We start from the raw sequence: 20,449 nt of genomic DNA, 5'->3' as shown, positions 1-20,449 counted from the left end.
TGCGGGCGTTCTCCTGCGGTGACAACACAGGTGAGGGGGAAGGACGTTGCTCCCCTGTCACCTCTGACGTCACTTCTGACGGCACGTCCGGAAGGCATACGGAGCCATGGCGCTCGCGCAGCCCGACCCGGGGGGCCCGCCTGCCCGCGCCGAAGGGTTCGGGCCGGCGGAACAGCGGAACGCACCGCTGCGCGGCTCCCTCGCCACCACCGCCTGTATGGAGACCCTTCAGGTGGGCTACCTGCACGCCGTCGCGGCGGCGGCCGGGTGCTCGCTCTCCCAGCCCTTCCCCGACAACGGCATCGACTGGCACGTCAGCCACGGCGCCGCCGCCCACACCGTCGACGACGAGGTGACCATCAAGGTGCAGCTCAAGTGCACCTATCAGATACCGCCGCACCCGGCGGGCGGGGCGTTCTCTTTTACGCTCGACAACGCCCATCTCGTCAAGCTGGCCCGCACCCCGGTCTCGGTGCACAAGATCCTGGTGGTGATGCTCGTGCCCCGCAGCCAGGACGAGTGGCTGAGCGCCGGGCCCGGCAGCCTCGATCTGCGGCACTGCTGCTACTGGACCAACCTGGCCGGCCACGCGGTGACGGGCCGGTACCGGACCACCGTGCGCATCCCGACCTCACGGATCTTCGACGACCGCGCACTCTGCGACATCATGGCCCGGGTCGGGGCCGGAGGGAGACCCTGATGCACCGGTCGATGGACGAACCCACGGGCCCGGCGGAGCTGTTCGGCGCCCGGTCGCACCCGGCGGCGGTCGGTGAGTACGCCGAACCCGGCCGGGACGGCACCCCGCTGCCCGACCCGGCGGTGCTCACCGCGCTCCTGCACCGGTACGGCTGGCAGCGGCGCGGGGGAGCGGCCGGGCGGTACAGCCGCTGGGCCCCGCCCGGACCGGCCGCCGGGGCCAGCCTGCTGGTGCCCGAGAACACCGCCTTCCCCGACACCGAGGACCTGCTCGCCGAGGCGCTCACCGCGCTCTCCCGCAGCGCCGCCCCGACCGCCCGCTCCATCCTCGTCTCCCTCGCCGTCCCCAGCGACGAGATCCGCTGGTGGCGGGAGGCGCCCGAGTCGGCGGCCGGGGCGGCGGGCGCCTCGGGGTGGGCGGAGGCGGAGGAGCTGCGGTCGGCGGCCCGGCAGATCCTCCTCGCCGGGGCGCTCGCGGCGCGCGGCCGGGCCGGCTACCACGGGGCCCGGCACCGCAGGAAGGCCCGGGCGGCGCTGGACGGTGCCCTCATCGGGCCCGCGCCGGACGGCCGCAGGCTCACCGCTTTCGTCCCCGTCGACTCCGGACGCGCCGTCGCCGTACAGCTCTGCCACGCCCTGCACGCCACCCGGGAGGCCGTGGACTACCAGCGGGCCACCGGCGGCATGGAGGCCTTCGACAGCGCGGTGGCGGCGGGCGTCAGCCGGGAGCTGACCGAGGCCCTGGTGACCCTGGTGCGCGGTACGGAGGGGGCCGGGATCGATGTGCGGTGGGCGCCCGCCGCGGGCACCCCGGACGGCTGCCCGGCCCGCCCCGCGCCCGTCGAGTTCTCCCCGGGCGACCTGCCCGCCCTGCGCTCCGCCGGGGCCCGCTACCTCCGCGAGGAGCCCGCCGTCCCGGTCCGGATCACCGGGGCGGTGGTCCGGCTGCGCCGCTCGGGGCCGCGCGGCGCCGGGATCGTACGGCTGCGGGTGCTGGCGGGGGCGGAGGTCGCGCACGTACGGGTGGAGCTGGACGAGGAGGCGTACCGGATCGCGGGCCACGCCCACCTCGTCGGGCTGCCGCTGCGGGTGGAGGGGAGCCTGGAGCGGCGGGGCGGGTTCCGGCGGCTCACCGGGGCCTCGCAGGTCGCGCCCGTCCAGGTCGACGAGGCCGAGCGGGACCGGCTGATGAAGTCGCTCCAGGAGAACGTGGACTTCTTCGAGGAGGCGTGCGCGGGGGAGGAGCCGTAGGGCCTGCGGTTAGGCGTTCGCATCGGGGGTGTACGGCTCGGTACGATCCATGGTGACCAACCGATCAGTGTTGGACATCCCCCTCAGTCAGGAGAGACCGGTGTCAGACGTCCGTGTGATCATCCAACGCGATTCCGAGCGGGAAGAGCACGTGGTGACGACGGGCACGACCGCCGGCGAGCTCTTCCCCGGTCAGCGAACCGTCGTCGCCGCGCGCATCGGCGGCGAGCTGAAGGACCTCTCGTACGAGCTCCGGGACGGCGAGAGCGTCGAGCCGGTGGAGATCTCCTCCGAGGACGGCCTCAACATCCTGCGCCACTCCACCGCGCACGTCATGGCCCAGGCCGTGCAGGAGCTCTTCCCCGAGGCCAAGCTCGGCATCGGCCCCCCGGTCAAGGACGGCTTCTACTACGACTTCGACGTCGAGAGGCCGTTCACGCCCGAGGACCTGAAGGCCATCGAGAAGAAGATGCAGGAGATCCAGAAGCGGGGCCAGAAGTTCTCCCGCCGCGTGGTCTCCGACGAGGCCGCCCGCGAGGAGCTGGCCGACGAGCCGTACAAGCTGGAGCTCATCGGCATCAAGGGCTCCGCCTCCTCGGACGACGGCGCGGACGTCGAGGTGGGCGGCGGCGAGCTGACCATCTACGACAACCTGGACCCCAAGACCGGTGACCTGTGCTGGAAGGACCTCTGTCGCGGTCCGCACCTGCCCACCACCCGGTTCATCCCGGCGTTCAAGCTGATGCGCAACGCCGCCGCGTACTGGCGCGGCAGCGAGAAGAACCCGATGCTCCAGCGCATCTACGGGACCGCCTGGCCGACCAAGGACGAGCTGAAGGCGCACCTGGAGTTCCTGGAGGAGGCCGCCAAGCGCGACCACCGCAAGCTCGGCAACGAGCTGGACCTCTTCTCCTTCCCCGACGAGATCGGCCCCGGCCTCGCGGTCTTCCACCCCAAGGGCGGCGTCATCCGCCGGGCCATGGAGGACTACTCGCGCCGCCGTCACGAGGAGGAGGGCTACGAGTTCGTCTACAGCCCGCACGCCACCAAGGGCAAGCTCTTCGAGAAGTCCGGCCACCTGGACTGGTACGCCGACGGCATGTACCCGCCCATGCAGCTCGACGACGGGGTGGACTACTACCTCAAGCCGATGAACTGCCCGATGCACAACCTGATCTTCGACGCGCGCGGCCGCTCCTACCGTGAACTGCCGCTGCGCCTCTTCGAGTTCGGCACGGTGTACCGGTACGAGAAGTCGGGCGTCGTGCACGGCCTGACCCGCTCGCGCGGCTTCACGCAGGACGACGCGCACATCTACTGCACCAAGGAGCAGATGGCGGAGGAGCTCGACCGCACGCTCACCTTCGTGCTGAACCTGCTCCGCGACTACGGGCTCACCGACTTCTACCTGGAGCTCTCCACCAAGGACCCGGAGAAGTACGTGGGCTCCGACGAGACCTGGGAAGAGGCCACCGAGACCCTGCGCCAGGTCGCCGAGAAGCAGGGCCTGCCCCTGGTCCCGGACCCGGGCGGCGCCGCGTTCTACGGCCCGAAGATCTCCGTGCAGTGCAAGGACGCCATCGGCCGCACCTGGCAGATGTCGACCGTGCAGCTCGACTTCAACCTGCCGGAGCGCTTCGACCTGGAGTACACCGGCCCCGACGGCTCCAAGCAGCGCCCGGTGATGATCCACCGCGCCCTGTTCGGTTCCATCGAGCGCTTCTTCGCCGTGCTCCTGGAGCACTACGCGGGCGCCTTCCCGGTCTGGCTCGCCCCGGTCCAGGCGGTCGGCATCCCGATCGGTGACGCCCACATCCCCTACCTCCAGGAGTTCGCCGCCAAGGCGCGCAAGCAGGGGCTGCGGGTGGATGTGGACGCCTCGTCCGACCGGATGCAGAAGAAGATCCGCAACCAGCAGAAGAACAAGGTCCCGTTCATGATCATCGCCGGTGACGAGGACATGGCCAACGGTGCCGTCTCCTTCCGCTACCGCGACGGTTCGCAGGAGAACGGCATCCCGGTCGACGAGGCCATCGCCAAGATCGCGAAGGCCGTCGAGGACCGCGTACAGGTCTGATCCGTACGACAGGGTCCGTACGGCAGGATCCGTACGGCAGGATCCGTACGGCAGGAACGGAACGGCCCCCGGAGCGCTAACCCCGCTCCGGGGGCCGTTTCTCGTCCTCCCGCGCGAACACCTGGATCAGCCAGGACGAGAACGAGCCCGTCACCGCGCCCAGCAGTGCCAGACCGCACGCCATCAGCCCCGCCGCGACCACCCGCCCCCAGAACGTGACCGGGGTGGCGTCCCCGTAACCGACCGTCGTAAGCGTCGCGCACGCCCACCACACCGCGTCCCCGAACGTGCGGATGGAGGCGTCCGGGGCCCGGTGCTCCAGGTGGTAGACCGCGAGCGAGGCGGCGAAGCCGAGCAGGCCGACGGTGATGCCCGCGTACGCCATCACGCGCGCGTACAGGTTCAGCCGCGGCCGGTCGTGGCGCCGCTGCACCGCCTGGTAGACCTGCACCATCCGCAGCGGGCGCAGCAGCGGCAGGAGCAGGACCACGGTGTCGAGCCAATGGACCCGGAGGAAGCGCGAGCCCAGACCGCTGAGCCGCAGCCGCGTGACGTAGTCCACGAGGAAGAGCAGCCAGGTCGACCAGACGAGGGTCAGCGCGATGTCGTTCCAGGGCTCGGCCTCGTGCGAGGTCAGCACCCGGACCGCGTACCCGGTGAGGAAGAGCAGTCCCGCGGCGAAGAGCGGCACCTCCGTGCGCTGCTCCCAGCGGGTCAGCCGGGCGGGTGGCGCGGGGGCGGGTCGGTCGCTCATCGCCTCAGCATCGCGGGCGGCCGGGAGGTGCGGCCCCGGCGACACGCTCCGCGCGGGTGACGCAATATGCTGATCGGCATGACGAGTGAGCCGGAGCAGCAGATCGGCGTGGGGACGCCCGACGCGTTTCAGCGTCTGTGGACGCCCCATCGGATGGCGTACATCCAGGGTCAGGACAAGCCGAGCGGCCCGGGCGCCGAGGACGGCTGCCCGTTCTGTTCGATTCCGGCGAAATCCGACGAGGACGGGCTCGTGGTGGCGCGCGGCGAGCACGTCTACGCGGTGCTGAACCTCTACCCGTACAACGGCGGGCACCTCATGGTCGTGCCCTACCGTCACGTGGCCGACTACACGGAGCTGGACGGTCCCGAGACGGCCGAGCTCGCGGACTTCACCAAGCGGGCGATGGCGTCCCTGCGTGCCGCCTCCGGGGCGCACGGCTTCAACATCGGGATGAACCAGGGCTCGGTCGCCGGGGCCGGGATCGCCGCCCACCTGCACCAGCACCTGGTGCCGCGCTGGGGCGGGGACACCAACTTCATGCCGGTCATCGGCCACACCAAGGTGCTGCCGCAGCTGCTGGGTGACACCCGGAAGATGCTGGCCGACGCCTGGCCGACGGGCTGAGGGGGCGGACGGGCTGAGCGGGCGGGGGCGCGCGGCGTTCGCCCCGGCGGTGGTTCAGGCGTAGCGGTCGAATAGGGATTCCAGGTAGCCCTCCAGCCGCCGGGTCAGGACACCGGCCGTCAGATCGTCGCGGCCCAGTTCCCGCCAGGGAACGGCGACCTTCTCCGCGTCCGGAGCGAATCCCAGCGCGTCCAGCAGCCGCCAGTAGAGGTGGGCGGTGCCGTCCTCCGCCAGGGTCCCTCCCGCGGCGGCGTAGTGGTCGGCGAAGCTCATGCCCGCCGGGACCCCGTGGAGCAGGGCGAGGGCCGTCGAGCAGTGCGCCACGTCCAGGTCGGCCGGTCCCCAGGAGGTCTCCACCCAGTCGACGACACCGCTGATCCGAAGTTCGCCGTCGCCGTTGGTGTCGCCATCGGTGCCGGTGTCGGGGCCCGTGCCGTCGTCGGTGCCGGTGAAGAGGACGTTGCCGGGGTGGAAGTCCCGGTGCAGGAAGCACCCCTGATAGGCGGGGGCCTCCCGGCGGATGACGTCGACAGCCCGCTCCCAGAGCTCGGGCCGCCCGGTCCCCGCAGGCGGGGTCACCCGCTCGGGAGAGGTCCACGCCTGGTAGGTGCGGGGCCGTCGCGGCGCGGGCACCGGCAGCCGGTGGATACGTACCAGTTGCCGGGCCAGCAGGTCGGCGCGGGCGTCAGCACCCCGATCGCCCAGGCGCACGGCCCCCGGCAGCAGGGACATCAGCAGGGAGGGGTGGTCGCAGTACCGCGCCGTCGCGTCCACGGCCACCGGCTTCGCCGCGGGCACGTCCGTGTCGTCGAGCAGGCGCAGGACGGCCGCCTCACGGTTCAGCAGGCCCTCCGCGTGGCGAACGTAGAAGGGCTTGACGAAGGACCGCAGCACGACCGAGCGCCTGCCGTCCGGACCGCGGAGATCCAGGCGGCGCATCTCCGAGGTCCAGCCGCCGCGCAGCCGCACCACCTCGTCGACGCGCTCCGCCCCGGGCAGCACCTTCTCCACCCAGGAGCGCGTCGCACCCCAGCCCTCACTGTCCAACTCCACGCCGATTCCCCCGGCTTCCTCATCCGTAAAGCCCATAAAGCCCATCGAGCCCATGAGCCAGGCTAGGCGTTTCCGCGCGTCCGTACGGAGACCTACGCGTCGTAGACGTCGGCCTTGCGCGGTGACGGGTCCTGGACCAGGCCGCTCAGTATCATCGAGCGGTTGTCGAAGCGCTCGGTGTCCACACCGTTCTCCGCGAGGACCCGCATCGCCGCCGAGTGGACCACCCGCAGCACCGGCGTGGCCGCGCGCATCGCGTCGTCCGCCATGAAGCGGTGGTTCCACGGCTTGGCGGCCCAGGCGTGCCGCAGTCCGAAGGGCTCCGGAAGCACTATCTTCCCGCCCAGGTAGTCCAGCAGCGGCGGATACCAGGTGAAGGGCGCCCGCAGAGCCAGCCGGATCACCTCCCTGTCCTCCACCACCGGCAGCTGGATGTCCCGGGTCTCCCAGAACTTGACGGTCTTGTTGACCGTCTTGGTCCGGGCCGCGGGCTTGGCGAAGAACAGCCCGTGCACCGGGCCCAGCGCATGTCCGGTGACCTCGATGCGCAGCGTCTCGTGGAGCACGGTGACCGTGATCATCATGGTGATCACCAGCTGGCCGTCCCAGAGCGTGAACTGCACGCCCAGATAGTGCCGGTCACCACTGCCGAACTGCTGGTGGTTGCAGATCCGCTGTATCTCGTGCGGCTTGACCTGGAAGGTCGCGACATCCTCCCCGTCGGGGCGGGAGACGGAGTCGGCGCCCTCGCCGATGGGGGAGACGATCCAGTGCTTCACCGACGGCTTGGGGAAGCCGCCGGTGTTCAGCGGTCCGCGCTCCAGCATCTTCAGCTGGTCGTGGATGATCCGGATCAGGTCCCAGCTGCGGAAGCTGTGGATCTCCTTCGTCGGGTCCTTCGGGGTCAGCTCCTCGGCCAGCTGCCAGCTGCCCCACCGGGTGCCCATGCCGAGGATGCCCTTGGGACCGGCGTAGAAGACCGCGTTGGACTGCTGCTCGGCGGAGAGCTTCTCCAGCCCCTGCCGCAGGGCTTCGCGCGCGGTCTCGTTGGGGTTCTTCGGCACCGCCTCCGGGATCTTGGCGATGACCCCGGTGCCGGACAGCAGCCCCTCCCACCGGGCCCGCAGATCCCGGGCGGAGGTCTCCGCGATCCTCTTGGCGATGAACCAGCCGAGCAGCGGGGCGACGATCGAGCACCGGACGTAGAGGTGCAGCAGACCGCCCATGGGCAGCTTCCACAGCAGGATCAGCGCGCCGACCCCGAACGCGGCGAGCAGCACCGTGCCGACCGCCCGGAACGCGCCGTCCTTCGACTTGGCGAGCGCGTCCTTGACGCGGAAGGCGATGACCCAGGCGATCATCCCCGGCAGGAACAGGAAGCCGAGCACGGCCGTCACCATCGTGAGGCGGGTGTCACGGGCCTTGCGCAGGTTGGTCGCCGACAGGCAGTGCTCCACCACCGTCTGCGGATCGGTGCCGAAGGACTGGATCAGCGCCGCCCGGGAGCCGCCCAGCATGCGTTCCTGGACGGCACGGGCGAAGGCCTCGCCGAGATTCGGCTTGAAGTAGTCCGACTTGAAGAGCTTGGAGGCCCCCGGCTTCACCGTGGATTTGTGCCACTCGCTGTTGGCGTCGAGGATCGTCTCCACCGGGCTGTCGCGGTACGCGGCCGAGGCCAGGGCGTTGGTCGCCACGGACTGGCCGCCGGACCCCTGGATCGGGATCTGCGCCCCGGGTGAGAAGTCGAATACGTCGTCGGCCACTGTCTGTCGCCCCCACTCGCCGCACGGTCTGCTCCTGCGGTGTGCCCAACTACCGTACGCGGCATACCTTCTGAGCTGCGACCACAGCGTATCGTCCGGAGCCCCGCACCGTCCGTCACCCACCGGGACGCGGGCGCTGTTTGCGACAGTGCGCCGGTCACGCGCCGGGTGATGCGTTCCCCCGCTCCGCCCGGACCCTCTCGGCCAGTTGCGGAGGCATCGCCTCGAACCGGGCGTGCGTACGGTCGAAACGGCCGGTGCCATGGGTCAGGGAGCGCAGGTCGAGCGCGTACCGGCCGATCTCCGTCTCCGGCACCTCGGCCCGTACGAGGGTGCGTCCGCCCGGACTCTGTTCGGTGCCCACCACCCGGCCGCGCCGCCCCGACAGGTCGCTCATCACCGGGCCCACGTAGTCGTCGGGGACCAGCACGGCGACCTCGCACACCGGCTCCAGGAGCTGGATGCGGGCCGCAGCCGCCGCCTCCCGCAGGGCGAGCGCCCCGGCGGTCTGGAAGGCGGCGTCGGAGGAGTCCACCGAGTGCGCCTTGCCGTCCAGCAGGGTTACGCGTACGTCGACGAGCGGGTGTCCGGCGGCCAGGCCCCGGGCGGCCTGCGCCCGGACGCCCTTCTCCACCGAGGGGATGAACTGACGCGGCACCGAACCGCCGACGACCTTGTCCACGAACTCGATGCCACTGCCCGCCGGCAGCGGCTCCACCTCGATCTCGCAGATCGCGAACTGCCCGTGGCCGCCGGACTGTTTGACGTGCCGCCCGCGCCCGGCCGCCCGGCCGCCGAACGTCTCCCGGAGCGCGACCCGGTGCGGTTCGGCGTCGACCTGGACGCCGTACCGGCTGCGCAGCCGCTCCAGGGCGACCTCCTGGTGGGCCTCGCCCAGACACCACAGGACGACCTGGTGGGTGTCCGGGTTCTGCTCCAGGCGCAGGGTCGGGTCCTCCGCGACCAGCCGGGCCAGACCGTGCGACAGCTTGTCCTCGTCTGCCTTCCCGTGCGCCTTCACGGCCGTCGGGAGGAGCGGGTCCGGGGCCGACCAGGGCTCGATCAGGACCGGGTCGCCGGAGGCGGAGAGGGTGTCGCCGGTCTCCGCCTCGCCCAGCCGGGCCACGCAGACCAGATCACCCGCGACGCACCGGTCCACCGGGTGCTGCTGCTTGCCGAACGGCGAGGTCAGCGCGGTGACCCGGAGCTCCGCCTCATGACAGGGACGCGGCTCCTGCCCCGCCGCGTCCAGACCGTGGCCGCACAGGTGCACGGTGTCGTCGGGCCGCAGGGTGCCGGAGAAGACCCGGACCAGCGAGATACGGCCCACGTACGGGTCGGACGACGTCTTCACGACCTCCGCGAGCAGCGGGCCCTCCGGATCGCAGGCCGGGGCGCTCCTGGGGGCGCCGGAGGGGGTGGTGGCGGTGGGCGGGGTGCGCTCCAGCGGGGTCGGGAAGCCCCGGGTGATCAGCTCCAGCAGCTCCACGGTGCCGATGCCCTGCCGGGCGCCCTCGGCGGCGGGGGCGGCTGCCAGCACGGGGAAGAAGGTGCCCCGGGCCACGGCCCGCTCCAGGTCCGCGATCAGTGTCGATATGTCGATTTCACCGCCGCCGTCGCTGTCGAGGTAGCGGTCCATCAGGGACTCGTCCTCGCTCTCCGCGATGATTCCCTCGATGAGCCGGTCGCGGGCCTCCCGCAGCGGCTTCTCCTGGCCGGGTGCGGGCGGCAGTTCGGCCCGCTCGCCGGAGGAGTAGTCCAGGACGCGCTGGGTGAGCAGCCCGGTCAGCCCGGTGAGCGGGGCGTGCCCGTCGGCGCCCTCGGGCCCGAGCACCGGCAGATAGAGGGGGAGTACGGCATCGGGGTCGTCCCCGCCGAACGTCTCCGCGCAGATCCGGGTCATCTCCTCGAAGGAGGTGCGGGCGGTGTCGAGATGCGTGACGACGATCGCCCGGGGCATCCCCACGAGCGCGCACTCCTCCCACACCGCCCGGGTGGTCGCCGCCACCGACTCGGCCTCCTGGGCCGCCGATACGACGAAGAGGGCCGCGTCCGCCGCGCGCAGACCGGCCCGCAGCTCCCCGACGAAGTCGGCGTAACCGGGGGTGTCCAGCAGATTGACCTTGCAGCCGTCCCAGGCCACCGGGACCAGCGAGAGCTGTACGGAGCGCCGTCGGCGCCGCTCGATCTCGTCGTGGTCGGAGACGGTCGCCCCGTCCTCGACCCGGCCCGCCCGGTTCACGGCCCCCGCCGTCAGGGCCAGCGCCTCGACCAGGGTGGTCTTGCCCGATCCGCTGTGGCCGACCAGCACCACGTTCCGTACGTCTGCGGGGTGGCCGGCCGCCGGTACTCCTCCGGCGGCTCCGGTGTGTGCGTGCGTCTTCTCGCCCATGGTGTGCCTCCCGGTGGGTGGCGCGGTACGGACAACGGGAGAGGAGGCGACCGCGCCAGGTGGCGGGTACGGGGGTGAGCCGCCGAGACGGCCCCGGTCCTTCGAGCTTGGCACCGGGGCGCCGACGCGTCCATAGGCCGGGCGCGGGCGCGGGCTTCCCGGGACACCCCTGCCGGAGGGTGCCCGTCCGGTGGCGGGTGCCGGTCGTGACTACGATGGGCCAGCCGGTGGCCGAAGGGGCCGCTCGGCCAACCGAACCCTCGGGAAAGCCATGCTGAACAAGTACGCGCGTGCATTTTTCACGCGTGTCCTCACACCGTTCGCCGCCCTGCTGCTCCGCCTCGGGGTCAGCCCCGACGCGGTCACTCTCATCGGTACGGCCGGAGTGATGGCGGGTGCGCTGGTCTTTTTCCCGATGGGGGAGTTCTTCTGGGGCACCATCGTCATCACCGTCTTCGTCTTCTCCGACCTCGTCGACGGCAACATGGCGCGGCAGGCCGGGATCTCCAGCCGGTGGGGCGCGTTCCTCGACTCGACGCTGGACCGGGTCGCCGACGGGGCGATCTTCGCCGGCTTCGCCCTCTGGTACGCGGGCGGCGGTGACGACAACGTGATGTGCGCCGTCGCGATCTTCTGCCTGGCCAGCGGCCAGGTGGTCTCGTACACCAAGGCGCGCGGCGAGTCGATCGGCCTGCCGGTCGCGGTGAACGGGCTGGTGGAGCGCGCCGAGCGGCTCGTCATCTCGCTGGTCGCGGCCGGTCTCGCCGGACTGCACAAGTTCGGCGTCCCCGGCATCGACGTGCTGCTCCCGATCGCGCTGTGGATCGTCGCCGTCGGCAGCCTGGTGACGCTGATCCAGCGTGTGGTGACCGTACGCCGCGAGTCCGCCGAGGCCGACGCGGCCGCCGCCACCAACGGTCCGGCCGACCGGTGAGCGCGCTGAAGGGCCGGATCACCGACGGTCTGTACGGGCTCGGCTGGGGCGCGGTGAAGAAGCTGCCCGAGCCCGCCGCCGAGGCCCTTTTCCGTACCATCGCGGACCGGGTCTGGAAGCGGCGCGGCAAGAGCGTGCTGCGCCTGGAGTCCAACCTGGCGCGGGTGGTGCCGGACGCGGGCCCGGAGCGGCTGGCCGAGCTGTCCAGGGCCGGGATGCGCTCGTACATGCGGTACTGGATGGAGTCGTTCCGGCTGCCCACCTGGACCCCGGAGCGGATCAGGGCGAGCATCGACGTCAAGGACGCCCACCTCCTGACCGAGGGCCTGGACACCGGGCGCGGTGTCGTCCTGGCCCTGCCGCACCTGGGCAACTGGGACCTGGCCGGCGCCTGGGTCACGACCGATCTGAAGGTCCCCTTCACCACCGTCGCCGAGCGGCTGAAGCCCGAATCGCTCTACGACCGGTTCGTCGCCTACCGCGAGGGCCTCGGCATGGAGGTCCTGCCGCACAGCGGCGGAGCGGCCTTCGGGACGCTGGCCCGGCGGCTGCGCGCGGGCGGCCTGGTCTGCCTGGTCGCGGACCGGGACCTCTCCGCCTCCGGGGTGGAGGTGTCGTTCTTCGGCGCCACCGCCCGGATGCCCGCGGGCCCGGCCCTGCTCGCCCAGCAGACGGGCGCGCTGCTGCTGCCGGTGACCCTCTGGTACGACGGCACGCCGGTGATGGGCGCCCGAGTCCACCCGGCGGTCGAGGTGCCGGAGGAAGGCACCCGGGCCGAGAAGACGGCCGCCATGACGCAGGCGCTGGCCGACGCCTTCGCCGGTGGCATCGCGGAGCATCCGGAGGACTGGCACATGCTCCAGCGGCTCTGGCTGGACGACCTGGAACCCCGGGGGGAACGCGAGTGAAGACCGCAGCCTGGGGAGAGTGCGAGTGAAGACCGCAGTCCGGGGAGAGCACACGTGAAGACCGAAGCCCGGGGAGAGCATGTGAAGGCCGGACTCCGGAGAGGGCACATGAAGAGACTCCGGAGAGGGCCCATGAAGACCGGACTCCCGGGAGAGCGCACGTGAAGATCGGCATCGTCTGCCCGTACTCCTGGGACGTCCCCGGCGGCGTCCAGTTCCACATCCGGGACCTGGCCGAGCACCTCATCGGGCTCGGCCACACCGTCTCCGTGCTGGCCCCGGCCGACGACGAGACCCCGCTGCCCCGTTACGTCGTCTCGGCGGGCCGGGCCGTCCCGGTCCCGTACAACGGCTCCGTCGCCCGGCTGAACTTCGGCTTCCTCTCGGCCGCCCGGGTCCGCCGCTGGCTCCACGACGGCACCTTCGACGTCATCCACATCCACGAGCCGACGTCCCCCTCGCTCGGCCTGCTCGCCTGCTGGTCCGCGCAGGGCCCGATCGTGGCCACCTTCCACACCTCCAACCCGCGTTCCCGGGCGATGATCGCCGCGTACCCGATCCTCCAGCCCGCGCTGGAGAAGATCAGCGCGCGAATCGCGGTCAGCGAGTACGCGCGGCGCACCCTGGTCGAGCACCTGGGCGGGGACGCCGTGGTCATCCCGAACGGCGTCGACGTCGGCTTCTTCGCCAAGGCCGAGCCGAAGGCGGAGTGGCAGGGGCAGACCCTCGGCTTCATCGGCCGCATCGACGAACCCCGCAAGGGCCTGCCCGTCCTGATGAAGGCGCTGCCCGCCATCCTCGCCGCCCACCCCGAGGCCCGGCTGCTGGTCGCGGGGCGCGGGGACGAGGAGGAGGCGGTGGCATCGCTGCCGAAGGAGCTGCGCGAGCGCGTGGAGTTCCTCGGCATGGTCAGCGACGAGGACAAGGCCCGGCTGCTGCGCAGCGTCGATGTGTACGTGGCCCCGAACACGGGCGGCGAGAGCTTCGGCATCATCCTGGTCGAGGCGCTGTCGGCGGGGGCGCCGGTCCTCGCGAGCGACCTGGACGCCTTCGCCCAGGTGCTGGACCAGGGAGCGGCGGGCGACCTCTTCGCCAACGAGGACGCCGACGCGCTGGCCGCCGCCGCGATCCGGCTGCTGGGCGACCCGGAGCGCCGGGCCGGGCTGCGGGAGCGGGGCGAGGCCCACGTACGGCGGTTCGACTGGTCGACGGTCGGGGCGGACATCCTCGCGGTGTACGAGACGGTGACCGACGGGGCCGCCTCGGTGGCGGAGGACGAGCGGTCGGGGCTGCGGGCCCGGTTCGGGCTGGCCCGGGACTGAGGGCGGGCCGGGGCGGGGGCTGCCCGTTGCGGCCGGGGGCCTCCTGCTGAAGGCGGGGCCGGGGACGCCCGTTGAAAGGACCGGGCCCCGGCGGCGGTAGCGTGTGCGACCGTGACCGTAACCCTCATTGTCTGGATCGTCGTCGCCCTCATCGCGATCGGCGTCTACCTCAGCTGGACCGCCGGCCGGCTCGACCGCCTGCACTCCCGGATCGACGCCGCCCGCGCCGCCCTCGACGCCCAGCTCCTGCGCCGCGCCTCGGTCACCCAGGAGCTGGCCACCTCCGGCGTCCTGGACCCGGCCGCCTCCATCGTGCTGTACGAGGCCGCGCACGCCGCCCGGCAGGCCGAGGAGGACCACCGCGAGGTCGCCGAGAGCGAGCTGAGCACCGCCCTGCGCGCCGTCTTCGGCGAACCGGCCCAGGTGGAGGCGGTGAAGGAGGTGCCCGGCGGGGAGGACGCGGCCACCGAACTGGCCGCCGCCGTACGCCGCGTACCGATGGCCCGGCGCTTCCACAACGACTCCGTACGCGCGGCCCGCGCCCTGCGCCGGCACCGTACCGTCCGGCTCTTCCGGCTGGCCGGGCACGCGCCGTTCCCGCTCGCCTTCGAGATGGACGACGCGCCTCCGGTGGCCCTGGCGGACCGCCCGGGGACCTGAGCCCGGACCGCTCCGGGAACGGATACGGGCCAAAACGATCCACGGGCTGCCTATTGGCCCTTGCTGTGGACCGGTGGCACAGCGTTTGCTCGGCGATGCAGTAATTCAGCGTCTTTCACCGAGTGAGGTCCCGTGTCCACGCTTCCCAGCACCCCGCAGTCCGCTGAGTCCCCCGCCACCGGCACCGCCCGCGTCAAGCGCGGCATGGCCGAGCAGCTCAAGGGCGGCGTGATCATGGACGTCGTCGACGCCGAGCAGGCGAAGATCGCCGAGGACGCGGGCGCCGTGGCCGTCATGGCCCTGGAGCGGGTGCCCGCCGACATCCGCAAGGACGGCGGCGTGGCCCGGATGTCCGACCCCAACATGATCGAGGAGATCATCGGGGCCGTCTCCATCCCCGTGATGGCCAAGTCCCGCATCGGCCACTTCGTCGAGGCCCAGGTCCTCCAGTCCCTCGGCGTCGACTACATCGACGAGTCCGAGGTCCTGACCCCGGCCGACGAGGTCAACCACAGCGACAAGTTCGCCTTCACCACCCCCTTCGTCTGTGGCGCCACCAACCTGGGCGAGGCCCTGCGCCGCATCGCCGAGGGCGCGGCCATGATCCGCTCGAAGGGCGAGGCCGGTACCGGCAACGTCGTCGAGGCCGTCCGCCACCTGCGTCAGATCAAGAACGAGATCGCCAAGCTGCGCGGCTTCGACAACAACGAGCTGTACGCCGCCGCCAAGGACCTGCGCGCCCCCTACGAGCTGGTCAAGGAGGTCGCCGAGCTCGGCAAGCTGCCGGTCGTGCTGTTCTCCGCCGGTGGTGTGGCCACCCCGGCCGACGCCGCGCTGATGCGCCAGCTCGGCGCCGAGGGCGTCTTCGTCGGCTCCGGCATCTTCAAGTCCGGCGACCCGGCCAAGCGCGCCGCCGCCATCGTGAAGGCCACCACCTTCTACGACGACCCGAAGGTCATCGCGGACGCCTCCCGCAACCTGGGCGAGGCCATGGTCGGCATCAACTGCGACACGCTGCCCGAGTCCGAGCGCTACGCCAACCGTGGCTGGTAACCACCGATGAGCGACACCCCTGTGATCGGCGTCCTGGCTCTCCAGGGTGACGTACGGGAGCATCTGATCGCCCTGGCCTCGGCTGACGCCCTGGCCAGGCCGGTCCGGCGCCCCGAGGAGCTCGCCGAGGTCGACGGCCTGGTCATTCCCGGCGGCGAGTCGACCACCATGTCCAAACTGGCCGTCCTCTTCGGCATGATGGAGCCCCTGCGCGAGCGGGTCCGGGCCGGGATGCCGGTCTACGGCACCTGCGCCGGGATGATCCTGCTGGCCGAGAAGATCCTGGACCCGCGCTCGGGCCAGGAGACCGTCGGCGGCATCGACATGATCGTGCGGCGCAACGCCTTCGGCCGGCAGAACGAGTCCTTCGAGGCGGCGGTCGAGGTCGCCGGCATCGACGGCGGTCCCGTGGAGGGCGTCTTCATCCGCGCCCCCTGGGTGGAGTCCGTCGGGGCCGAGGCCGAGGTCATCGCCGAGCACGGCGGCCACATCGTGGCCGTACGGCAGCGAAATGTCCTCGCCACGTCGTTCCATCCCGAACTGACCGGCGACCATCGCGTACACGCTCTGTTCGTGGAGATGGTGCGCGCAGTGAAGTGAGCGGACCCCGGTAGGATCTCTCGGGTTCGACTCGATTTTGGTGACGCGAAGGAGAAGGCAGATGTCCGGCCACTCTAAATGGGCTACGACGAAGCACAAGAAGGCCGTGATTGACGCCAAGCGCGGCAAGCTCTTCGCGAAGCTGATCAAGAACATCGAGGTCGCGGCGCGTTCCGGCGGCGTGGACCCCGATGGCAACCCCACTCTCGTCGACGCCATCCAGAAGGCGAAGAAGAGCTCCGTCCCCAACAAGAACATCGAGTCCGCCGTCAAGCGCGGTGGCGGTCTCGAAGCGGGCGGCGCCGACTACGAGACGATCATGTACGAGGGTTACGGCCCCAACGGTGTCGCGGTGCTCATCGAGTGCCTCACCGACAACCGCAACCGTGCCGCGTCCGACGTACGTGTCGCGATGACCCGGAACGGCGGCTCGATGGCCGACCCGGGCTCGGTCTCGTACCTCTTCAACCGCAAGGGCGTCGTAATCGTCCCCAAGGGCGAGCTGGGCGAGGACGACGTCCTCGGTGCGGTGCTCGACGCGGGCGCCGAGGAGGTCAACGACCTCGGCGAGACCTTCGAGGTGGTCAGCGAGGCCACCGACATGGTCGCGGTGCGCACGGCGCTCCAGGAGGCGGGCATCGACTACGACTCCGCCGAGGCCAACTTCCTGCCGACCATGCAGGTGGAGCTGGACGAAGAGGGCGCGCGCAAGATCTTCAAGCTCATCGACGCGCTGGAGGACAGCGACGACGTGCAGAACGTCTTCGCCAACTTCGACGTGTCCGACGAGGTCATGGAGAAGGTCGACGCCTGAGGCGCGACCGGCAAGCTCGGTGCGACGTGACGACGGGCCGACGGGGACACACCCCGTCGGCCCGTCGTCTTGTCGGATGCGACGGTTTGTCAGTGCGAGCCGATAGCCTGCGGGAACAGATGAACGAGTGGGCAGGTCGAGCAGCGAGGACAGGGGGGCTCCATGCGGGTTCTGGGCGTTGACCCGGGGCTGACCCGGTGCGGTGTCGGCGTGGTCGAGGGGGTCGCGGGCCGCCCGCTGACCATGCTCGGCGTCGGCGTCGTCCGCACCTCGGCCGACGCGGAGCTGGGCGACCGGCTCGTCGCCGTCGAGCGCGGCATGGAGCAGTGGCTGGACGAGTACTCCCCGGGTTACGTGGCCGTGGAGCGGGTCTTCGCCCAGCACAACGTCCGTACGGTGATGGGCACGGCCCAGGCCAGCGCGGTGGCCATGCTCTGCGCCGCCCGCCGGGGCATCCCGGTCGCCCTGCACACGCCCAGCGAGGTCAAGGCCGCCGTCACCGGCTCGGGCCGCGCCGAGAAGGCGCAGGTAGGAGCCATGGTGACCCGGCTGCTGAGGCTGGACGCCCCGCCCAAGCCCGCCGACGCGGCCGACGCCCTCGCGCTCGCGATCTGCCACATCTGGCGGGCACCCGCACAGAACCGACTCCAACAGGCGATGGCGTCCCACCGCACGACAGGCACCCCCCGCACACCGGGCCTGTCCGGCGCACCGCGCACGTCCCGGACGGCAGGCACGGCCCGTACGCCCGGCACGCCCGGCGCATCCCGTACCGCAGTCACACCCGGAACACCCCGCACGCCTGACGGTTCCCGTACGCCGGGTGCGCCCGGGGAGTCCCGTACGTCCGGCTCCGCCCGTACGCCGGGTGCGTCCGCCACGCCCGGGGAGTCCCGGACCTCGGGCACGTCCGCCACGCCCGGGACACCCCGCACCTCCGGCGCGTCCAGCGCCCCCCGTACCCCCCGCACGCTGAAAGGCCCCGCCGTATGATCGCCTTCGTCTCCGGCCCGGTGGCCGCGCTCGCCCCGGCCACGGCCGTCATCGAGGTCGGCGGTGTCGGCATGGCCCTCCAGTGCACCCCGCAGACCCTCGCCGGGCTGCGCATCGGCCAGGAAGCCAGGCTCGCCACCTCCCTCGTCGTCCGGGAGGACTCCCTCACCCTGTACGGCTTCGCCGACGACGACGAGCGGCAGGTCTTCGAGCTGCTCCAGACCGCCAGCGGCGTCGGGCCCCGGCTCGCCCAGGCCATGCTTGCCACCCACAGCCCCGACGCCCTGCGCCTGGCTGTCTCCACCGGCGACGAGAAGGCGCTGACCGCCGTCTCCGGCATCGGGAAGAAGGGCGCCCAGAAGCTGCTGCTGGAGCTCAAGGACCGGCTCGGCGCACCGGTCGGCGCGCACATCGGCCAGCAGGGCGTCGGCGCTCCCGTCACCTCCGGGTGGCGCGACCAGCTCCAGGCCGCGCTGATCGGCCTCGGCTACGCGAGCCGCGAGGCCGACGAGGCGGTCAGCGCCGTCGCCCCGCAGGCCGAGGCGGCCGTCGCCGAGGGCATCGCACCCCCCGTGCCGCAGCTGCTGCGGGCCGCCCTGCAGACTCTCAACCGCGCACGCTGACCGGCACCGAACCACCGAAGAGGCCCTTGATGAACTGGGACGAGACCGGACCCGAGACCGACGAGCCGACCGGCCCGGTCTTCGATGACCGGCTGGTCGACGCGGATGCGGACGGTGAGGACACCGCCGTCGAGGCGGCCCTGCGCCCCAAGGACCTGGACGAGTTCGTCGGCCAGGAGAAGGTCCGCGAACAGCTCGACCTGGTCCTCAAGGCGGCCCGCGCCCGGGGCGCCACCGCCGACCACGTGCTGCTCTCCGGCGCCCCCGGCCTGGGCAAGACCACCCTCTCCATGATCATCGCGGCGGAGATGAACGCCCCGATCCGGATCACCTCGGGCCCCGCCATCCAGCACGCGGGCGACCTCGCGGCGATCCTCTCCTCCCTCCAGGAGGGTGAAGTCCTCTTCCTCGACGAGATCCACCGCATGTCCCGGCCCGCCGAGGAGATGCTCTACATGGCGATGGAGGACTTCCGTGTCGACGTCATCGTCGGCAAGGGCCCCGGCGCCACCGCGATCCCGCTGGAGCTGCCCCCCTTCACCCTGGTCGGTGCGACGACCCGGGCCGGACTGCTCCCGCCCCCGCTGCGCGACCGCTTCGGCTTCACCGGCCACATGGAGTTCTACGCCCCCGCCGAGCTGGAGCGCGTCATCCACCGCTCCGCCCGCCTCCTGGACGTCGGTATCGACGCGGACGGCGCCGCCGAGATCGCCGGACGCTCCCGGGGCACCCCCCGTATCGCCAACCGCCTGCTCCGCCGGGTCCGGGACTACGCCCAGGTCAAGGCGGAGGGCACGATCGACCGGACCATCGCGGCGGCGGCCCTGAAGGTGTACGAGGTTGACGCCCGAGGTCTCGATCGGCTGGACCGTGCGGTGCTCGGCGCGCTGCTGAAACTGTTCGGCGGCGGCCCGGTCGGCCTGTCCACCCTCGCGGTCGCCGTGGGGGAGGAGCGCGAGACCGTCGAGGAGGTCGCCGAACCCTTCCTCGTACGGGAAGGACTGCTGGCCAGGACGCCGCGCGGGCGGGTGGCCACCCCGGCCGCCTGGGCCCACCTGGGGCTGGTTCCGCCGCAGCACGGCGCAAAGGGACAACAGGGTCTGTTCGGGGCGTGATGCGTCACAGGTTGGCCCACAGCGGAACCGGGGTGCCATGCTGGGCGTTGTTCCAACGATGCGGACTCGCTTAGACTCCGCCGATGCCGCCCTTACCGGGTCGGTGTGCCCACCCCCGTATATACAGGCCGCATTCCAGCGCGGTCGTGCGAAGGAATTCCCGTCCCGTGGATCTCTTGACTCTCCTCCCCTTCATCGTGCTCATCGGGGCCATGTTCCTGATGACCCGCTCCGCCAAGAAGAAGCAGGCGGCGGCCGCGCAGATGCGCAACGACATGCAGCCCGGTACCGGCGTCCGGACGATCGGGGGCATGTACGCGACCGTCAAGGAAGTCCACGACGACACCGTCCTCCTTGAGGTCGCCCCCGGCGTGCACGCCATCTACGCGAAGAACGCGATCGGTGCCGTCCTGGACGACGCGGAGTACAACCGCATCGTGCACGGCGACGACGACGAGCTGGACGCGGATGGCACCGTCGTGCCCGACGACGCCTCCTCGCTGACCGGCGAGCACGTCGCGGACGAGGCGGACATCGCCAAGATCGACCTGGGCAAGGACGAGGCGGCCGACGACGCCGCCGAGCCCAAGGACGCGGCGGCCAAGGACGTCAAGGATGCCAAGGGCGACGGCAAGTCCGACGGCGAGGCCGGCACCAAGTAGTTCTCACGATCCCGGGGACGTCGCCGGCCCACCCGGGCCCGGCGTCCCCGGGGCCGGGGCGGTGGTCTGCGGGGGGAGGGACCCCCAACACGTCGGGGCCGCTCGGGCGGGTACCCGGCGCGGGGGGGGTGGGCAGGGAGAAAAGAGAA

At 71.6% G+C, this 20,449-nt stretch carries 18 protein-coding genes and 1 pseudogene; 15 read left to right on the top strand and 4 right to left on the bottom strand.

The window, feature by feature from the left end; all coding sequences use genetic code 11:
• Positions 1 to 106: 106 nt before the first annotated feature.
• The 3 genes from ACFW9Z_RS19260 (at position 107) to thrS (ending at position 4,027) form a co-directional block, all read left to right on the top strand.
• Positions 107 to 700 (top strand): DUF4365 domain-containing protein, encoded by a 594-nt coding sequence (locus ACFW9Z_RS19260; RefSeq protein ID WP_384642026.1) that lies wholly within the window; start codon positions 107 to 109, stop codon positions 698 to 700.
• A complete protein-coding gene (locus ACFW9Z_RS19255; protein ID WP_384642023.1) occupies positions 700 to 1,950 on the top strand; it encodes a hypothetical protein in 1,251 nt (416 codons plus the stop codon). The genes ACFW9Z_RS19260 and ACFW9Z_RS19255 overlap by 1 nt, the downstream gene beginning before the upstream one ends.
• Positions 1,951 to 2,050: 100 nt before the next feature.
• On the top strand, positions 2,051 to 4,027 hold the full coding sequence (thrS, locus tag ACFW9Z_RS19250) for a threonine--tRNA ligase (protein ID WP_384642021.1): 1,977 nt from the start codon (positions 2,051 to 2,053) through the stop codon (positions 4,025 to 4,027).
• Between the two features lie 76 nt (positions 4,028 to 4,103).
• Here thrS and ACFW9Z_RS19245 read toward each other — a convergent pair whose 3' ends face one another.
• On the bottom strand, positions 4,104 to 4,781 hold the full coding sequence (locus ACFW9Z_RS19245) for a potassium channel family protein (RefSeq protein WP_384642018.1): 678 nt from the start codon (positions 4,779 to 4,781) through the stop codon (positions 4,104 to 4,106).
• Between the two features lie 66 nt (positions 4,782 to 4,847).
• Here ACFW9Z_RS19245 and ACFW9Z_RS19240 point away from each other — a divergent pair, with 66 nt between their 5' ends.
• Complete coding sequence (locus tag ACFW9Z_RS19240) at positions 4,848 to 5,408, top strand: HIT family protein (protein ID WP_384642015.1); 561 nt, start codon at positions 4,848 to 4,850, stop codon at positions 5,406 to 5,408.
• A 54-nt stretch (positions 5,409 to 5,462) separates the two neighbouring features.
• Here the strand turns inward: ACFW9Z_RS19240 and ACFW9Z_RS19235 are convergent, their stop codons facing one another.
• The 3 genes from ACFW9Z_RS19235 to ACFW9Z_RS19225 all read right to left on the bottom strand — a co-directional run bounded on the left by ACFW9Z_RS19235 (position 5,463) and on the right by ACFW9Z_RS19225 (position 10,616).
• A complete protein-coding gene (locus ACFW9Z_RS19235) occupies positions 5,463 to 6,497 on the bottom strand; it encodes a phosphotransferase family protein (RefSeq protein ID WP_384642012.1) in 1,035 nt (344 codons plus the stop codon).
• A gap of 56 nt (positions 6,498 to 6,553) precedes the next feature.
• Positions 6,554 to 8,224, bottom strand: a complete 1,671-nt coding sequence (locus ACFW9Z_RS19230) for a hypothetical protein (protein WP_384642009.1) — start codon at positions 8,222 to 8,224, stop codon at positions 6,554 to 6,556.
• 157 nt (positions 8,225 to 8,381) lie between these two features.
• Positions 8,382 to 10,616, bottom strand: coding sequence for an elongation factor G-like protein EF-G2 (locus tag ACFW9Z_RS19225; RefSeq protein ID WP_384642007.1), 2,235 nt, complete (start codon positions 10,614 to 10,616; stop codon positions 8,382 to 8,384).
• 271 nt (positions 10,617 to 10,887) lie between these two features.
• On the opposite strand from ACFW9Z_RS19225, the gene pgsA reads away from it, so the two are divergent.
• From pgsA to yajC, 11 genes and pseudogenes are all read left to right on the top strand, one after another.
• The gene (pgsA, locus tag ACFW9Z_RS19220) at positions 10,888 to 11,550 is read left to right on the top strand and encodes a phosphatidylinositol phosphate synthase (RefSeq protein WP_384642004.1); all 663 of its coding nucleotides are present in this window, start codon (positions 10,888 to 10,890) and stop codon (positions 11,548 to 11,550) included.
• Positions 11,547 to 12,458 (top strand): phosphatidylinositol mannoside acyltransferase, encoded by a 912-nt coding sequence (locus ACFW9Z_RS19215; RefSeq protein ID WP_384642001.1) that lies wholly within the window; start codon positions 11,547 to 11,549, stop codon positions 12,456 to 12,458. Before pgsA ends, ACFW9Z_RS19215 begins: the two co-directional genes overlap by 4 nt.
• A 161-nt stretch (positions 12,459 to 12,619) precedes the next feature.
• Positions 12,620 to 13,780, top strand: coding sequence for a glycosyltransferase family 4 protein (locus ACFW9Z_RS19210; RefSeq protein ID WP_384641999.1), 1,161 nt, complete (start codon positions 12,620 to 12,622; stop codon positions 13,778 to 13,780).
• 111 nt (positions 13,781 to 13,891) lie between these two features.
• Complete coding sequence (locus ACFW9Z_RS19205; protein WP_356835664.1) at positions 13,892 to 14,440, top strand: hypothetical protein; 549 nt, start codon at positions 13,892 to 13,894, stop codon at positions 14,438 to 14,440.
• Between the two features lie 132 nt (positions 14,441 to 14,572).
• Entirely contained in the window at positions 14,573 to 15,493 is a 921-nt protein-coding gene (gene pdxS, locus ACFW9Z_RS19200; protein ID WP_019765392.1) for a pyridoxal 5'-phosphate synthase lyase subunit PdxS, read from the top strand.
• Positions 15,494 to 15,499: 6 nt separating this feature from the next.
• Complete coding sequence (pdxT, locus tag ACFW9Z_RS19195; protein ID WP_384641995.1) at positions 15,500 to 16,093, top strand: pyridoxal 5'-phosphate synthase glutaminase subunit PdxT; 594 nt, start codon at positions 15,500 to 15,502, stop codon at positions 16,091 to 16,093.
• Between the two features lie 61 nt (positions 16,094 to 16,154).
• Positions 16,155 to 16,907 carry a YebC/PmpR family DNA-binding transcriptional regulator gene (locus ACFW9Z_RS19190; RefSeq protein ID WP_359145608.1) on the top strand — a complete coding sequence of 251 codons (753 nt, stop codon included), beginning with the start codon at positions 16,155 to 16,157 and terminating at the stop codon, positions 16,905 to 16,907.
• 162 nt (positions 16,908 to 17,069) lie between these two features.
• Positions 17,070 to 17,681, top strand: a pseudogene (gene ruvC / locus ACFW9Z_RS19185) (crossover junction endodeoxyribonuclease RuvC); the annotation flags it as partial.
• Positions 17,682 to 17,896: 215 nt separating this feature from the next.
• Positions 17,897 to 18,523 carry a Holliday junction branch migration protein RuvA gene (gene ruvA / locus ACFW9Z_RS19180; RefSeq protein WP_384641992.1) on the top strand — a complete coding sequence of 209 codons (627 nt, stop codon included), beginning with the start codon at positions 17,897 to 17,899 and terminating at the stop codon, positions 18,521 to 18,523.
• 29 nt (positions 18,524 to 18,552) lie between these two features.
• Positions 18,553 to 19,638, top strand: coding sequence for a Holliday junction branch migration DNA helicase RuvB (gene ruvB, locus ACFW9Z_RS19175; RefSeq protein WP_384641990.1), 1,086 nt, complete (start codon positions 18,553 to 18,555; stop codon positions 19,636 to 19,638).
• A gap of 167 nt (positions 19,639 to 19,805) precedes the next feature.
• Positions 19,806 to 20,300 (top strand): preprotein translocase subunit YajC, encoded by a 495-nt coding sequence (gene yajC, locus ACFW9Z_RS19170; RefSeq protein ID WP_384641987.1) that lies wholly within the window; start codon positions 19,806 to 19,808, stop codon positions 20,298 to 20,300.
• Positions 20,301 to 20,449: the final 149 nt, after the last annotated feature.

Source organism: Streptomyces sp. NPDC059452, from assembly GCF_042750035.1.
In the GTDB taxonomy this organism is placed as follows: Bacteria; Actinomycetota; Actinomycetes; order Streptomycetales; family Streptomycetaceae; genus Streptomyces.
This window is presented reverse-complemented; position numbering and strand designations above follow the sequence as displayed.

Coding starts and splice junctions, on each gene's coding strand:
- ACFW9Z_RS19260 (WP_384642026.1), top strand. CDS start 107: ATGGCGCTCGCGCAGCCCGACCCGGGGGGCCCGCCTGCCCGCGCCGAA.
- ACFW9Z_RS19255 (WP_384642023.1), top strand. CDS start 700: ATGCACCGGTCGATGGACGAACCCACGGGCCCGGCGGAGCTGTTCGGC.
- ACFW9Z_RS19245 (WP_384642018.1), bottom strand. CDS start 4,781: ATGAGCGACCGACCCGCCCCCGCGCCACCCGCCCGGCTGACCCGCTGG.
- ACFW9Z_RS19240 (WP_384642015.1), top strand. CDS start 4,848: ATGCTGATCGGCATGACGAGTGAGCCGGAGCAGCAGATCGGCGTGGGG.
- ACFW9Z_RS19235 (WP_384642012.1), bottom strand. CDS start 6,497: ATGGGCTTTACGGATGAGGAAGCCGGGGGAATCGGCGTGGAGTTGGAC.
- ACFW9Z_RS19225 (WP_384642007.1), bottom strand. CDS start 10,616: ATGGGCGAGAAGACGCACGCACACACCGGAGCCGCCGGAGGAGTACCG.
- pgsA (WP_384642004.1), top strand. CDS start 10,888: ATGCTGAACAAGTACGCGCGTGCATTTTTCACGCGTGTCCTCACACCG.
- pdxT (WP_384641995.1), top strand. CDS start 15,500: ATGAGCGACACCCCTGTGATCGGCGTCCTGGCTCTCCAGGGTGACGTA.
- ACFW9Z_RS19190 (WP_359145608.1), top strand. CDS start 16,155: ATGTCCGGCCACTCTAAATGGGCTACGACGAAGCACAAGAAGGCCGTG.
- ruvA (WP_384641992.1), top strand. CDS start 17,897: ATGATCGCCTTCGTCTCCGGCCCGGTGGCCGCGCTCGCCCCGGCCACG.
- ruvB (WP_384641990.1), top strand. CDS start 18,553: ATGAACTGGGACGAGACCGGACCCGAGACCGACGAGCCGACCGGCCCG.